Source organism: Photobacterium sp. J15 (assembly GCF_963870815.1).
Taxonomy (GTDB): Bacteria; Pseudomonadota; Gammaproteobacteria; order Enterobacterales; family Vibrionaceae; genus Photobacterium; species Photobacterium marinum.
In genome coordinates, this window is the sequence record NZ_CAWMUI010000001.1 from 3654408 (window position 1) to 3668546 (window position 14139).

Below are 14139 nucleotides of genomic sequence, written 5' to 3' on the forward strand. Positions count from 1 at the left end.
TTATTCCTCGTCACTAAATAACGCTTCAATGAACTCATCAGCGGCGAACGGACGCAAATCTTCAATACCTTCACCGACACCAATGTAGCGGATTGGAATATTGAACTGATCGGCAATGGCAAAAATTACCCCGCCTTTTGCTGTACCATCCAGCTTGGTAATGTTGATACCAGTCACCGGAGCAACTTCACTGAACAGTTTCGCCTGGCTGATCGCATTCTGGCCGGTACCGGCATCCACAGTCAGCATAATTTCATGCGGCGCCTGCGGATCGACCTTCTTCATTACGCGAACAATCTTACGCAGCTCTTCCATCAGGTTGCCTTTGTTCTGCAAACGACCTGCAGTATCAGCAATCACCACGTCGATATTTTTAGCTTTAGCCGACTCAATGGCATCGAAAATAACCGAAGCACTGTCAGCACCAGTATGCTGGGCAACCACTGGCACGTTATTACGCTCACCCCATACCTGCAGCTGTTCAACAGCAGCGGCACGGAAGGTATCACCCGCCGCCAGCATCACTGACTTGCCTTCATTCTGGAATTGCTTAGCCAGCTTACCAATGGTAGTTGTCTTACCCACACCATTCACACCGACCATCAGGATCACGAACGGCTTACGGGTAGTATCAATCACCAGCGGCTGCTCGACTTTTTCCAGCATATCGCCCAGTTCATCTTTTAGCAGAGCATACAGGGCTTCACCGTCCTTCAGCTCCTTGCGATCGGCTTTTTCAGTCAGGTTCTCAATAATTTTCAGCGTAGTATCCATGCCCACATCGGCAATCAACAACTGCTCTTCCAACTCTTCAAACAGCTCGTCATCGATCTTCTTGCCACGGAACAAACCCATAAAGCCGGAACCAAAGTTGGTCTTGGTTTTCTTCAGACCACGCATCAAGCGGCTAAAGAAACCCTCACTCTTCGGCTTTTCCTGTTCATGAACCTCGTGTTCCTGAACTTCAGGTTCAGCTTCCGCTTCGGTTTCCTCTACAGCTTTAGCTTCTTCGGCAACCTTAGCTTCTTCAGCTGCTTTCGCCGCCTGGGCTTCAGCCTCTTCTGCAGCTTGCGCCGCTGCCAAAGCTTCTGCTTCTTCTGCCGCCTTGGCCGCCGCCAGTGCTTCGGCCTCTTCAGCAGCCTGTGCCGCCGCCACAGCTTCCGCTTCTTCTGCCGCTTTTGCCTTGGCAGCCGCAGCCTCTTCTTCAGCTTTAGCTTGCGCTACTTCGTCTTGTGCCGGCGCCTGTTGTTCAGCACCCGCTTCAGTTTCGACCTCTTGCTGGTCTTTCAGTTGTTCAGTTTGCTCGGTTTGTTCTTCAGAACCAAAACCCAGCCACGAGAATAATCCGCGTTTCTTTTTTTCTGCCATTGGCAAATCCTAGAGCTTGATTGGTACAATTTGCAGCCTAAAAACAGGTGTATACTATCATTTTCTAATCGGTCGAAGAAATCTATGACGAGACGCAGACAACAATCAGGGCGAAATATGCCAAATAACCGCCGAGAAGGATTCGTAAGAATCATCAGTGGTCGCTGGCGCGGGCGTAAACTACCGGTCCATGATGTTGAAGGTCTCAGACCTACCACTGATCGCGTAAAAGAGACAGTTTTCAACTGGTTAGCTCAGGATCTTTATGAGGCCAAATGCCTGGATCTGTTCACTGGCAGCGGTAGCCTGAGCTTCGAAGCCCTGTCCCGCGGCGCAGACAGCGTCACTATGATTGAGCTGGATAAAAAAGCCGCCGATCAGCTGGAAAAAAACCGAGCAACGATCGGTGCGGACAACGCCACCATCCATAATACGGATAGCCTGAAGTTCCTGAGCCAGCCTGGCACACCTCACGACGTGGTCTTTATTGATCCCCCGTTCCGCAAAAACCTGCTTCAGGATGTTTTCAGCCTGCTGGAAGAGAATGGCTGGCTGGCACCGCATGCCATCATTTATATTGAAGCAGAAAAAGAGCTGGGCGAGCTGGATACCCCATCCCACTGGCATTTACACAGGGAAAAAACAGCCGGTCAGGTCTGTTACCGGTTATTTGAAAGAGAGGAAGCATGAAAGCGCTGATTTTATTAGCCAAGGCGGCAATTGGATTCGTCTGGCTGGTTTTGCTGGTTAATATTTTCTACCCGTTCCCGGGTGTTGCCGCGATGGCACTGTATATCATGACCGGGTTTTTACTGATGATGCACGGCCTGCAGATGCTGATCTTCATCGGTGCTTTCGGTGACAAAATCGAAATGAGCCGCTGGGAAAAGTGGTCAATTCTTATCTTTGGCATCTTTGCCCTGCTGGATATCCGACGCAAGCATATGATGTAGAAGCGAGAAGCGAGAAGCGAGATCAGATTCTGATCTCGCTTTTTTATTTCAACAATTAAAGGCCAAAGAACTTGCGGATTCCGTCGAGGAACATCTGAGTCGACATCATAATTAGCAACAGGCCCATCAGGCGCTCGACCGCCTTCAGTCCTCTTTCACCCAGCAGGCGATTGAACACTTCGTAGAACATCAGGATCACAAACGATGCGCCCCATGCCATCAGCACCGCCAGCACCCAGTCCCAGGTTCGTCCCGGTTCCTGGTTTGACAGCAGCAACAGCGACGCCAGTACCGACGGTCCGGCAATCATCGGGATAGCCATCGGCACGATAAATGGCTCTTCACCGGCAGCCAGCCCGGTCACCCCACCCGGCTGCGGGAAAATCATCCGAATCGCAATCAAAAACAGAATAATACCGCCTGAAATACTGACTGTTTCCGCCGATACATGGAGGAAATTCAGCATCTTCTGACCGCCAAACAAGAACATCAATAAGATGAACAACGCAATCAAAAGCTCACGCACCATGATAATACGTCGTCTTTTCGGCTCAATATGCCGCAAAATAGACAACATTACCGGTAAGTTACCCAGCGGATCCATGATCAGAAATAGCATGACCGCCGCAGAAATGATTTCCACAGAGCAGACCTCAGACAGAGATTAAAGACAGAAAGTTAAGAAAAACTACGGTATCAGCAGGGACGCTGACAAAGAGGGGAAAAGTATATCAAAAGAACAGCAAGGTGGCGATATTTTTACCACCTTGCCTGCAAATTCTCTCAGGGAATGAGAATCAGTGGTTACACATGCGCTCTTTATTGGCTGCAATGGTATCGCCATTCTCTACAACCTTGCGGCGATCCAGCAGGAACGTTAGCAAAGCATCAAAGGTCAGGCCTTCCTGGCTACAGGTATGAAAACGAACATCTTCACCATATTCAGCAATAACCGCTTGTTTTAAAGACTCTTTGGTATATGGCGTCTCAGCAGCCAACAGCATATTAAGAACGTTATGGGCATGGATCTGGTTCATGGTTTCACTCGCAGTCATCAAAAAGGGATAAGCTGATTAAACCACACTAGCGACGGGCCAGATTGACCCAGAACAAATTATTGCATTTAAAATGTATGTTTATCATGTCCGCACTGCCAGCATATTTCAAACTGCCCTTCGTTCTGCTCTCCGCAGTTCGGACAACGCCAGTCTGGATAGTCCGCATTTTCATAACGCTCGATCAGCACTCTGGCTGCCGCAACCTGGTTTTCGCAAACCCAAATCCCTACCTGTACCACATCAGCAGGCAGTTCGCCGGCCGCGGAACCCAGGCTTTCACCACTGAGCTGCACCGCTATATTTTCATTCTCCAGCATGCCTTTAAGGCTGTGCGCCTCAAGATTATTCGCAGCGTTATACACCTTCACCCATGGTTCATTCATCTCGCACTCCTTGCAGCACAGCCGCCGTTCTGACAATGAATTACAGACAAAGACCACAATCAGCCCAGTTCCCTTGCCGTTATGCTAACAGTGACGCCACAAACAACGCCTGAGCCAGATAATAGCTGGTCATCACCACTGCCGTTGCTGAAGTAAGGGGGCCGCGGAAGCGGTTCATCGCCAGCACGGTGTCTGACAGCATAAAGACTAATGCACCGGCAAAAGCCAGCACACTGGCAGTGGAGCCGACAGTCAGCCAGAACTCACCTGCCGCCCAAGCCATCTGTACTATCACTGCAATATACAGAGCAACAGGCAAGATCAGTGAACCAAGGGAAGGCAGGAAAAGCAAAAACACAATGATCCCACCGGCAAACAACAAGGCTGGCAGCCACCAGATGATATTGCCTTCAAACTGACTCCAGAATGCCAAGGAGTAGGCGATATGAGCCAGCAAAAAGCTTACCAACCCCGGAACAAAGCGGTCTTTGGGCAACATCAGTAAGATATCACCGACAACCGACAGTATCAGGCCGACAAAAATCGCCTGATGATAAAAACCATCCAGCCCTGACTGCCAGGCCACCACCATCAGCAATACCATGGTGAACGGTTTGAACAGGTAGTACTGCCACTTAGGTCCGTTATAAGCGGCTGTAATATGTAACAGAGCGGAAAAAGAGATGGCTAACCATACCCACATAACTTCACCGATATCATTATTGTTATAAGCAGGAACAGTTTAGAAAGCCCGCAGTGATTGTCTAGCTATGAACGACGAGAACTAGACACCGATTAAAAAAACATAAGGGATCAGCTGGCTGAAAACAAAAAAACAATTTTCCGATACACAGCACACAATATAAATAACGACCAACCTGAGTCTGATAGCTCGTAGAAATCAACATAAAGCCGGGCATTCACCGCCTGAGATAAATGAATAACACTTTATTGCCATCAATCAGTCACCAAATAAGCAGAAAAGCGTCAAAAATACGTCTTTACGCCATCGTTAACACCATTTTAAATCAACAACTTAAATCCAAAAACCGCATTTAAGCATCACAATCTCGGCCTTGACTCCCATCATCGGCAGTTTCGCTCTCAGCAAGCAGTCACTTATCCCGACAAAACTCATTCAAGAATAATTATCTGCAATCAGTGAGATCAGCGTCACAGTTAACTGTTGTCACTATGTAACACATCCTTCAAATCACCAAGTTGAGCCTGTCAGCCGACACCGATCGCCCAAAAACCAACAAACTCAAGAAAAACAAAAAAACACAGAAAAACACAGAAACAAAACCTTTAAATTCAACACCTTAAACAGAAAAGAGCACAGCACAACCACAGAGATCACATTTTAAACACCCCAAAAAACACAATTTAATAGCCCTAAAACAGCCCTTATTAGAGAACAAAACTTTACTTTTTCCACCAAAATCACATTTGGGCTTGCCTAAACCCCAAAAATAGTGCTATTCTTTAAACCAAGTTAAGATTAGCAGCTAATAAGGAGCCTACCTATGATTACTTCATCTCAAAAACAAGGGCTTATGATGATCGCAGTGGTTGTCGGTTTAATGACGCTGCCTGTAATCTACTAAGCAAAAAATAAATTCATGAAAAAAGGTGCCTGAAGGCACCTTTTTTTGTTTTCACGCACAATGTAGAAAGAACCGGAAATCATCCCTCAAGGGGCGATCAAATGAGGGGGAAAATCAGGGAGTCAGGTTAATACGATGCCAGTGTTCTGAATAGAACCATACCGCCAGAGCAGTGAATCCAAGCACAACCAGTGCTGCCACCGTCCAGACAAAACGGCCACTTCGTGGTGTTAGCTCCTCTTCACAATCCCGACATGCCGCCAGGAACCCGGCTTTATCATCCAGTTTGTAACCCTCTTCATGGACTGTCTTGTTACGTACAGTCGCGATAAATCGCAGCTTGGGGATAATTTCGTGGGGCAGACGCTCTTCACAGCTAGTGATCAGCTGGTGTAACCCTTTACCTTCGGCATGGTAGCGTTCGCGAAGTAAGTGCTCTATGCGCCTTGTACGAGTCACGACGAGTTCAATATTGGCCATAAACAGACCTCCTTTCTGCTCTCTTGTTTCTACCTTACCGTGACTTGCGAGGCATGCCCAGCCCGATAACATTGATTTACATTACATTCCTGCAGATTTGTACCAAAAACACAATCTCTTCCCAATATCATCATTGCCATGATCGCAACCAATAAACTCCAGCCAGGTTCACGCTTTTTCCTCTCCGCTATATTCCCTTAACGACCACTCCATAATAATGGCAGTATTCAAACCATCAGGGAGTTCGCGTCATGCCTATAGGGATTGTGCTGGCACTTATCACCTTACTTATCGTTTCTGTTTTGTATTTTTTCTACTCCTATCGCCGCCATACCCTGGGCGACAATGCCCCCGAGCAAAAAATCGATGTAAAAGTACTCGATAAACAAAGCATCCCTTTAAGCAACAGCCAGCCCGGTGAAGATAACGAAGAGTACTGGCTTTACGTCCAACCCTGTTCCGGTGGCCCGAAACGTGAGTTCAGGATAGGCATCCACTATTACCATGCCTTAAATCGCGGCGACCACGGCACCCTGACCTACCGGGGCTTAAACTTCATCCACTTTGCCCTTAAACGCAGTTAGCACTTGTTAACAAAAGCACTTCGCCGGCTCGGTTAAGGAACCAGCCAGGCGGTTTTGGTATTTTTGGCCAGTATCCAGCTGGCCAGTAACGCCAATGCGGTACAGATCAATGTCCAGAACGGGATCATAATCAACGGGTGGGCAAAATAGAGGTCATATTCGCGGATTGGCCACAGGAAAATGGGGTGAAGCAGATAAATTCCCAGGCTATAGCGGCTCATAAACGCCGTCCGTTCCAGCCAGATCGGACTGAGATGCTCTCCGAGATGACGGCACACGGCAAACACCATTGCCGCAATCAGTGCAGTATTCAGCGTTTTATAAGACAGCCAGCGCCCGACTGTATATTCCCCGGCACTGAAGCTGTTGCTGACAACCATATAGTCAGTCAGCAATAAGCCGGCTATTCCCAGCACCAGCAGCGATTTTAATGGCGGCCACTGATAACAGAACAAGCCATAGCCAAGAAGTAAATACCCGCTATACAAAATCAGCTCGTGGCTCCAGAAACCGTCAATCTTGAACAGGAATAAGGTAGTTAGCACCAGCCAGACACAGGTTAGGCCGATCACCCCGCCCCGATCCGTTTTGCGGACGTAATAGTTCAAGAACGGCACAACAAAATAAAGGGGGATGAAGTAGTAGAAAAAACCCAGATGGTAATAGGTTTCGTGGAAAGGCATCGCCCTGAGGGTTTCCCATGCCATCGCAAAGGTATAACCGGAAGCCGACAAACCTGACAGCGCTGCATAAAAGACAGACCATACCAGAAAAGGAACCAGCACCTTACCCAGCCGCCGCCGGACATAATAGCCAAAGTTAAATTCCCGGGTATCCGAGAGCATCAGGGCACCGGTGATCATAATAAAAACCGGCACGGCCCAGCGGCTGAAGCTGTTAAAGCTGATGGCGGTGAACCAGCTGCTATCAGCAATAATCCCCAGCTGTTCACGATAAGGCCCCAACACATGGATCACCACCACCGCAACGGCTGCGACACAACGCATCAAGTCAAAATAGACAATTTTCTGCCTCACCTGCCAGCCTCCACACTACTATGCAATTCCTATTGCTCTAATATAGCAGTCAACCAGAGTAAGTTGCTGAACTTACTCTGGCTTTTAAGAATAACTAACAGAAGAATGACATTGATGTCATTACGGCTGCTGGCGTGTTGCTGCCAGAACAATCTCACGGATACACAGGTTCTGCGGCTGCTGGTAAGCAAAGCTGATAGCATTGGCAATATCCGTTGGGGCAATCACACCGCCCATACCATCTTTCCACTCTTCGTAACCGGCTTTGATATCATCGCTGGTCGTATGGCTTAGTAGCTCAGTTTCCACCGCACCCGGTGCGATAGTAATGAAGCGAACATTGTCATCCGCCACTTCTTCACGGATGTTTTCCGTAATAGCGTGAACTGCAAACTTAGTACCACAGTATGCCGCATGGTTCGGGAAGGTCTTACGGCCCGCAATCGAGCTGATGTTAATCACCGTACCGTGCTGACGGGCTTTCATCGCAGCCAGTACGACGTGAATGCCATTTAACAGGCCCATCACGTTCACATCGAACATAGTTTTCCATTCTGCCGGATCCTGCTCATGTGCCAGTCCCAACAGCATCATGCCAGCATTGTTGATCAAGCAGTCAACCGGACCGAACTGAGCTTCAGCCTCTTCAACCGCAGCAGCGAAAGCCTTGGCATCAGTCACATCCACTTTACGGCAAAGTGTGTTTGGCAGATCAAGGGCTTCAAGGCGTTCCACACGACGCGCCAACAACAACAACGGATGACCTTCCGCTGACAACTTGCGTGCCGTCGCTTCACCGATACCCGAACTTGCACCAGTAATAACAATCAGAGACTTAGACATAGTAAAACCCTTTGTAATAGACAGAGAAAACAGTATCAACGGCCGGCACCAAATTGATGGCGCTACTATATCGGGCTTGCCGGGCGGCGAAAAATACCGATTTTTTCTGCTTATCATAAGTTTTAGCTATGGATAAAAAGACCAGCAGACCACTTACATCAACCTAACCTGTTTTGGTTTCTGCCTGATTAGCCGCTATCCTGTGGCCATTGCGATGGTCTGATAACTCACGAGTCACCCTATGGATTTACGCCTGCTGCGCTTTTTCGTTGCGGTCTATGAAGAAAAAAACATTACCCTGGCAGCAGAGCGCTGCTTTGTCTCGCAACCATCTATTTCCAACGCCATCAAACAGTTGGAAGAGGAGCTCAACACCCGTCTGTTCGTCAGGCACAAAAAAGGGGTCGATCTGACCGATGAGGCCCATTACCTCTACCCGCTGGCGATCCGGCTGCTGGGCGATATCAACCGCCTGCCGGAGCTGTTTCAACAGCGTACCGAATGCCTGCCGCTGAAACTGGCTAATTTCCCGGATCTGAGCCAGTCACAAATAGCCCGGGTACTGGCCGAACTGACACAGCATATCCCTAATTTATTGCTGGAACTGGTTGACCATGACGCACCCGCCGATGCCCGGCTAACGCTGGATATCTTCAAGGCCGAAGACGAAATTTTCCTGCCGCTGTGGGATGAGGACTATGTGCTGTGCATGCAGCCGGACCATCCGCTTGCCGAGATGGATAAAGTACTGCCGGAGCAGCTTCATCAGCATGATTTTATTGAGTGTCCGCCCTGTGAAGCCCACCAGCAAACTATCGGCCTGCTGGCCTGTGACGGACTGGCAGTGAACCTGGTTGCCAAAGCCGAACACAAAACTCAAGTCATGCACCTGGTGCAGGCCGGGTTGGGGATCTCTTTCCTGCCGACCGGAGTACTGGAAACCGCCAATCAGCTGGTTACTGTGCCACTCGACGGGCCTCGGATGTTCCGCCGCCTGGGACTCTGCTACCCGTCAAATAAGACCCTCAACCCCGCCCTGACCGCCACCATTAAAGTGCTGAGCCAGTACCAACCATAATTTTTCTATAGACAACAAAAAAGCGGTGACCGCCCAAGCTGTCACCGCTTCTGTTTAATACTCGATATTACTGTTCTTTGGGTGCCGACTCTTCTGGCGGCTCGGAGGCTCGCAAGTACTCAGACGACCAGCTCAGAGCATGATGAAAGCTCTTGGCCACCAGCTCCTCATTCAGCTTCAGGGCCTGACAGTATTCACTCACTTTCGCCCAGTCGGCCTGCTCATAGGCATCCAGCAATGCCAGAAACTGCCCCAGCTCACCTTGTCGCTTCAGCAATGCGGCCTGTACTTCCGGCTCCAGCGGCAACAGCTCCAGCAGTTGCTCCAGTGAATTATCCAGCAGTGCATCCAGCAGAGAAAACAGGCCGGTCAGGAACGCCTTGTCTTTCATAAAGGGTAAGCGGCTACTGGAAGCCAGCATCTCGCACATCCGTGCCCGTTGCAGCGATAGTGAATACAACTCTTTCGGTTTGTCGATCGCAGCATGGGCCGTCGCTACGGCGCTGACGAAAATCTTGATTTTCTCTTCACCAAGGTAGACCAGCGCCTGTTTAAAGGAACTGATCGGCTCAACCACCCGCTGCGCGGCGGTATTCACATAACGCAGCAACAGATACGACAACGACACATCACTGGCAATGATCTGCTCAACGCGGGTGAAGTTCACTTCCTCGCGACAGATCTCCTGCAACAGGCGAACCGTGGTCAGCTTTTCCGGTTCCACCTGGCGGTTTTTCAACAGCTCAGGCTTACTGAAATAGTATCCCTGGAAAAAATGGAAGCCGGCCTTTAATGCTGCCGCGTAATCCTCATAAGTTTCGACTTTTTCAGCCAGAAATTTAATTTTACGGGTGCGGTTCTGCCTGACAAACTGACAGGCCTGCTCAACCCCCGTCTTCATCAGATCCAGTTTAATAATGTGAATATAAGGCAGGAAACGCTGCCATTGCGGCGCCATCTCAAAATCGTCCAGGGCGATCACATAGCCTTGACGATAAAGGTGCTTAATCGCCAGAAACAGCTCTTCATCCGGGGTACAGGTCTCAAGTACTTCAATGATCACCTTGCGCTTAGGTAGCAGCATAGGTAAAAGGCGGATCAGGCTCTCTTGCGGGAAGTTGATAAAGGTTCGCTGACCAGCTGTCGCCAGGTTATCGCCGACAGCCATATAATTTTCCACCAACAGGCGACAAGTCGCCTTATTGGCTTCAATCACCGGAAACGCATTACTTTCCCCGTCACGAAACAACAGCTCATAGCCGACCGTACGCTGTTGGCGGTTAAAAATTGGCTGACGCGCGACATAAGAGTACATGGTGCCCGGGTGAATCCTTAATAGATTGAAATAACGAAAAAATACGAAATTAAGGCCAGATTATACCAGCCGCCACATACCTTTTCCGCATATATCAGGCCCGAGCAGATGCCAGCAATGCACCACAGCCGATAAACATCGAACCGAATAAGCGGTTAAGACCTGACATAATCTTTGCTGAACGAATATACCCACTCAATCTTGATGCTAATGTGACGTAACACAACATCACGGTAGCATCGACTGCAATTGTCGTAATTCCAAGTACAGCCAGCTGCATACCCTGAGGTTCAGCCGGATTGATAAACTGCGGGAACAGTGCAACCAGGAACACAATAGTCTTAGGGTTGGTCAGATTAACAACCACGGCCCGGCGAAACAGCTGACTGGCTGTTACGCTGGAAGACATCGAAGCCAGATCCAACGCGGCTTTCTCGCGCCATTTCTGAATACCCAGCCATACCAGGTATACCACCCCAACCCACTTAATCACGGTAAACGCCAGAGCAGATTTAGCGACAATGGTACCCAGACCAACGCCCACCAAAACAATGTGGAAACCCATTCCAACTTGTAGTCCCAGAATCGAAGCCAATGATTTACGCCAGCCGTACATCATGCCATTACTGATAGAATTCACCGTGCCGGAACCCGGTGCCAGACTAAACACAATTGCCGTTGCCAGATAGGCCAGCCAAACTTCGATACCCACAACTACTCTCCGAAACCGTGAAAACCTGATTTACTGTGCGAATAAAGTATTTGACATACTTCATAGCGACACAAAACGGCTACAAGTTAACAGTAGTTCAGTCACTAAAGCAACGCTCTCATATGGAAAGGGATCACTTTAAGTTATACTGATACGTAGATTTTGCCATTGGCTTATGCGGCCGACCGCACACAATCATCTATCACAGTTCGAGAACTCCGAGATACGCCATGACATTCCAACCACCGCACTATTTCAACTTTACCCAGGAATCCCAGTACAGCGACACCATGGCTGGTCCTGTTGCGGATTTATGGCAACACCGCATGGAAGGAATGTTCGAAGGGGTCGACCATGTCAATGTCGGCTGGGTCAGCCTGACTGGTTTCAATCATGACAAAGCTATCATCGTGGTTAACGGCAGAATTGAAAGTTACTGGAAATACCAGGAGCTGTTCTATGATCTGGTTCGCCAGGGCTACGATGTGTTCGCTATCGACCATCGCGGTCAAGGCGTTTCTGACCGGATGGCTGAAGATAGCGAACTTGGCCATGTTGAAGAGTTCGACCACTACATCAGCGACCTGAAGACCTTTTTCGATACCGTGATCGCGCCAAAAGGCTATCAACAACACTTTATGCTGGGACACTCCATGGGCGGTACCATCGCCAGCCTGTTCCTGGCCGAATACCCGTCGCTGATCGACAGTGCGGTTCTCAGCGCCCCGATGCACGGGATCAATATCAACAACTGGATGAAGCCGATTGCTTCTCCGCTGGCCCGCGTGGTTGAACAACTCCAGCGCCAGCCGGACTATGCGCCGGGACAAGTGCCTTATTACCCGAAGCCGTTCCACGACAACCCGCTGAGCCAGTGCGAAATCCGTTACCAGTGGTTCCGCGAGCTGTATGAACAAAAACCGGAACTAAAAATCGGCGGTCCGAGTGCCCGCTGGGTATGGCAGGGGATCGCCGCCGCCAAACGCAGTATTGATCTAGCACCCAAAATCACCGCCCCGGTTCTACTGCTGCAAGGCAGTGCCGACCGCATCATTGATAATCAGGCACATCTTCAGTTCTGTGATGCGATGCAGCAGGCCAACCGCAATTGTCAGCTAACCGTCATTGAAGGCGCCCGACACGAGCTGTTATTCGAAGTTGATAAATACCGCCATCCGGTACTGGCCGCTACAATCAACCACTTTCATAAAGCGGAAAAGCCGGAAAGCTAAATTAACCTCTTTTCTCCGGCATAAACTGGTTTAAAATTGAGCTCAGTTTCCCCTTTTCCCGTCAGGGAAAAGGGCTCCGTTCCTTATGCCGAGATTTTCCATGTACAAGATTGTTGCTTCCGACCTGGATGGTACCCTACTGACCCCCGACCACAAGATCGCTCCTTTCACCAAGCAAGTGCTGAACCAGCTTCACCACTCTGGAAAAGATTTCATCTTTGCCACAGGCCGCCATCATATCGACGTTGCCGGTATGCGCGAGCATCTTGGGATCCCGGCTTACATGATCACCTCTAACGGTGCCCGGGTTCACAACAGCAATGGCGATGTGATTTACCAGCAGGACGTTCAGCCGGAAGTGATCCGCGGCATTATTGAAATGGCAAAGGCAGATCCTGAACTGAAAATCCACATCTACCGCAACGATGACTGGCTGCTTAATAAAGAAGATCCAACGCTGAGCGACTTCCACGAAGAATTTACTTATCAACTGTTCGACGTCGACAACCCGCCGCTGGACGGCGTTGCCAAGATTTTCTTCACCCGTGATGACCGCAGCCACGACAAGCTGGTTGAATGGGAGGACCGCTTCAATGCCGGCTTCGGCGATAAAGCCAATATTGCTTTCTCAACCCCGTGGTGCCTGGAAGTGATGGATGCCAAAGTATCTAAGGGCCATGCCCTGGAAGCTGTGGCCAAAGAAAAAGGCTACAGCCTGCAGGACTGCATTGCTTTCGGTGACGGAATGAATGATGTGGAAATGCTGAGCATGGCCGGTAAGGGCCTGATCATGGGCACAGCTCATGACAAAGTAAAACTGGCCCTGCCTGAAAACCGCGTGATCGGTGCCTGCCACGACGAGGCGGTCGCGCACTACTTAGCTGACAACCTGCTGAAGTAACAGCTCAAGAGCCAGATAAAAATAGACTGAGCACAGGCCTCGCCTGTGCTCATTAGCTCTGTTCCCAGATTAAGCTCAGTTAACCTATAAACGTCACCAGATCAGAACTGACCGGTCATCTGCAGAATTTCATTCCACTGGGATTCGGTTACCGACATGATGCTGAGGCGGTTACCACGCTTAACCAACGGCATCTCATCCAAAGCCGGGTTGGCCTTGATCCGCTTAAGGGAAACCAACCGCAGGTGACGCTGGTATTCAATATCCACCATCACCCAGCGCGGATTGTCCGGGTCTGATTTCGGGTCATAATACGGCCCTTCAGGATCAAACTGAAAATGATCCGGGTACGCTTCCCGCACCACTGTCGCGATCCCAACTACACCAACATCCTTACAGGATGAATGGTAGATAAACACCTGATCTCCGACCTTTATCTCATCCCGCATCATATTTCGGGCCTGATAGTTACGTACCCCTTCCCAACAGGAAACTTTTTGCTGCTTAAGGGTGTCTATCGAAAATGTATCCGGCTCTGTTTTAAATAACCAATAGGCCATAATTGTTCTCGTTATCGTCATGACTTTA

Annotated in this window: 17 protein-coding genes; 6 read left to right on the forward strand and 11 right to left on the reverse strand. The window is 49.5% G+C overall.

From position 1 onward, the window contains the following. The gene (gene ftsY, locus AACQ93_RS16440) at positions 1-1368 is read right to left on the reverse strand and encodes a signal recognition particle-docking protein FtsY (RefSeq protein WP_064606331.1); all 1368 of its coding nucleotides are present in this window, start codon (positions 1366-1368) and stop codon (positions 1-3) included. An 84-nt stretch (positions 1369-1452) separates the two neighbouring features. Between ftsY and rsmD the strand changes: the two genes are divergently transcribed. Continuing rightward, on the forward strand, positions 1453-2058 hold the full coding sequence (gene rsmD / locus AACQ93_RS16445; protein ID WP_036801253.1) for a 16S rRNA (guanine(966)-N(2))-methyltransferase RsmD: 606 nt from the start codon (positions 1453-1455) through the stop codon (positions 2056-2058). Next, positions 2055-2321 carry a DUF1145 domain-containing protein gene (locus AACQ93_RS16450; RefSeq protein ID WP_007469550.1) on the forward strand — a complete coding sequence of 89 codons (267 nt, stop codon included), beginning with the start codon at positions 2055-2057 and terminating at the stop codon, positions 2319-2321. Before rsmD ends, AACQ93_RS16450 begins: the two co-directional genes overlap by 4 nt. 55 nt (positions 2322-2376) lie before the next feature. On the opposite strand, the gene AACQ93_RS16455 is transcribed toward AACQ93_RS16450, so the two are convergent. The 5 genes from AACQ93_RS16455 to AACQ93_RS16475 form a co-directional block, all read right to left on the reverse strand. Further along, complete coding sequence (locus tag AACQ93_RS16455; protein ID WP_064606333.1) at positions 2377-2964, reverse strand: YhgN family NAAT transporter; 588 nt, start codon at positions 2962-2964, stop codon at positions 2377-2379. Positions 2965-3118: 154 nt separating this feature from the next. Next, positions 3119-3358, reverse strand: coding sequence for a YecH family metal-binding protein (locus AACQ93_RS16460; RefSeq protein WP_064606776.1), 240 nt, complete (start codon positions 3356-3358; stop codon positions 3119-3121). An 86-nt stretch (positions 3359-3444) separates the two neighbouring features. Further along, positions 3445-3762: a putative signal transducing protein gene (locus tag AACQ93_RS16465; RefSeq protein WP_064606335.1), complete on the reverse strand. Its 318-nt coding sequence runs from the start codon at positions 3760-3762 to the stop codon at positions 3445-3447. A 79-nt stretch (positions 3763-3841) separates the two neighbouring features. Then, positions 3842-4465, reverse strand: coding sequence for a lysoplasmalogenase (locus tag AACQ93_RS16470; RefSeq protein WP_064606337.1), 624 nt, complete (start codon positions 4463-4465; stop codon positions 3842-3844). Between the two features lie 1018 nt (positions 4466-5483). Beyond that, on the reverse strand, positions 5484-5849 hold the full coding sequence (locus tag AACQ93_RS16475; RefSeq protein ID WP_007469560.1) for a hypothetical protein: 366 nt from the start codon (positions 5847-5849) through the stop codon (positions 5484-5486). A 251-nt stretch (positions 5850-6100) separates the two neighbouring features. Here AACQ93_RS16475 and AACQ93_RS16480 point away from each other — a divergent pair, with 251 nt between their 5' ends. Next, positions 6101-6433: a DUF2500 domain-containing protein gene (locus AACQ93_RS16480; protein ID WP_064606339.1), complete on the forward strand. Its 333-nt coding sequence runs from the start codon at positions 6101-6103 to the stop codon at positions 6431-6433. A 32-nt stretch (positions 6434-6465) separates the two neighbouring features. Here AACQ93_RS16480 and AACQ93_RS16485 read toward each other — a convergent pair whose 3' ends face one another. Next, the gene (locus AACQ93_RS16485; RefSeq protein WP_064606341.1) at positions 6466-7470 is read right to left on the reverse strand and encodes an acyltransferase; all 1005 of its coding nucleotides are present in this window, start codon (positions 7468-7470) and stop codon (positions 6466-6468) included. A 120-nt stretch (positions 7471-7590) separates the two neighbouring features. After that, on the reverse strand, positions 7591-8313 hold the full coding sequence (locus AACQ93_RS16490; RefSeq protein WP_007469566.1) for an SDR family oxidoreductase: 723 nt from the start codon (positions 8311-8313) through the stop codon (positions 7591-7593). A 241-nt stretch (positions 8314-8554) separates the two neighbouring features. On the opposite strand from AACQ93_RS16490, the gene AACQ93_RS16495 reads away from it, so the two are divergent. After that, positions 8555-9391: a LysR family transcriptional regulator gene (locus AACQ93_RS16495; RefSeq protein WP_064606343.1), complete on the forward strand. Its 837-nt coding sequence runs from the start codon at positions 8555-8557 to the stop codon at positions 9389-9391. Between the two features lie 67 nt (positions 9392-9458). Here the strand turns inward: AACQ93_RS16495 and AACQ93_RS16500 are convergent, their stop codons facing one another. Both AACQ93_RS16500 and rhtB read right to left on the reverse strand, forming a co-directional pair. Continuing rightward, positions 9459-10706 (reverse strand): EAL and HDOD domain-containing protein, encoded by a 1248-nt coding sequence (locus AACQ93_RS16500; RefSeq protein ID WP_064606345.1) that lies wholly within the window; start codon positions 10704-10706, stop codon positions 9459-9461. A 94-nt stretch (positions 10707-10800) separates the two neighbouring features. After that, positions 10801-11418 carry a homoserine/homoserine lactone efflux protein gene (gene rhtB, locus AACQ93_RS16505; protein ID WP_007469572.1) on the reverse strand — a complete coding sequence of 206 codons (618 nt, stop codon included), beginning with the start codon at positions 11416-11418 and terminating at the stop codon, positions 10801-10803. A gap of 230 nt (positions 11419-11648) precedes the next feature. Here rhtB and AACQ93_RS16510 point away from each other — a divergent pair, with 230 nt between their 5' ends. Next, positions 11649-12650 carry an alpha/beta fold hydrolase gene (locus tag AACQ93_RS16510; protein WP_064606348.1) on the forward strand — a complete coding sequence of 334 codons (1002 nt, stop codon included), beginning with the start codon at positions 11649-11651 and terminating at the stop codon, positions 12648-12650. Positions 12651-12750: 100 nt separating this feature from the next. After that, complete coding sequence (locus tag AACQ93_RS16515; protein WP_084419190.1) at positions 12751-13551, forward strand: Cof-type HAD-IIB family hydrolase; 801 nt, start codon at positions 12751-12753, stop codon at positions 13549-13551. Between the two features lie 101 nt (positions 13552-13652). On the opposite strand, the gene AACQ93_RS16520 is transcribed toward AACQ93_RS16515, so the two are convergent. Continuing rightward, entirely contained in the window at positions 13653-14111 is a 459-nt protein-coding gene (locus AACQ93_RS16520; protein ID WP_064606351.1) for an EVE domain-containing protein, read from the reverse strand. Positions 14112-14139 lie beyond the last annotated feature (28 nt).

Bases quoted from the DNA above. Each gene is read 5' to 3' on its own strand.
- AACQ93_RS16510 (WP_064606348.1), top strand. From the start codon at position 11,649: ATGACATTCCAACCACCGCACTATTTCAACTTTACCCAGGAATCCCAG.
- ftsY (WP_064606331.1), bottom strand. From the start codon at position 1,368: ATGGCAGAAAAAAAGAAACGCGGATTATTCTCGTGGCTGGGTTTTGGT.
- AACQ93_RS16475 (WP_007469560.1), bottom strand. From the start codon at position 5,849: ATGGCCAATATTGAACTCGTCGTGACTCGTACAAGGCGCATAGAGCAC.
- AACQ93_RS16460 (WP_064606776.1), bottom strand. From the start codon at position 3,358: ATGAACCAGATCCATGCCCATAACGTTCTTAATATGCTGTTGGCTGCT.
- AACQ93_RS16450 (WP_007469550.1), top strand. From the start codon at position 2,055: ATGAAAGCGCTGATTTTATTAGCCAAGGCGGCAATTGGATTCGTCTGG.
- AACQ93_RS16470 (WP_064606337.1), bottom strand. From the start codon at position 4,465: ATGTGGGTATGGTTAGCCATCTCTTTTTCCGCTCTGTTACATATTACA.
- AACQ93_RS16490 (WP_007469566.1), bottom strand. From the start codon at position 8,313: ATGTCTAAGTCTCTGATTGTTATTACTGGTGCAAGTTCGGGTATCGGT.
- AACQ93_RS16480 (WP_064606339.1), top strand. From the start codon at position 6,101: ATGCCTATAGGGATTGTGCTGGCACTTATCACCTTACTTATCGTTTCT.
- AACQ93_RS16495 (WP_064606343.1), top strand. From the start codon at position 8,555: ATGGATTTACGCCTGCTGCGCTTTTTCGTTGCGGTCTATGAAGAAAAA.
- AACQ93_RS16500 (WP_064606345.1), bottom strand. From the start codon at position 10,706: ATGTACTCTTATGTCGCGCGTCAGCCAATTTTTAACCGCCAACAGCGT.
- AACQ93_RS16465 (WP_064606335.1), bottom strand. From the start codon at position 3,762: ATGAATGAACCATGGGTGAAGGTGTATAACGCTGCGAATAATCTTGAG.
- rsmD (WP_036801253.1), top strand. From the start codon at position 1,453: ATGACGAGACGCAGACAACAATCAGGGCGAAATATGCCAAATAACCGC.
- AACQ93_RS16520 (WP_064606351.1), bottom strand. From the start codon at position 14,111: ATGGCCTATTGGTTATTTAAAACAGAGCCGGATACATTTTCGATAGAC.
- AACQ93_RS16515 (WP_084419190.1), top strand. From the start codon at position 12,751: ATGTACAAGATTGTTGCTTCCGACCTGGATGGTACCCTACTGACCCCC.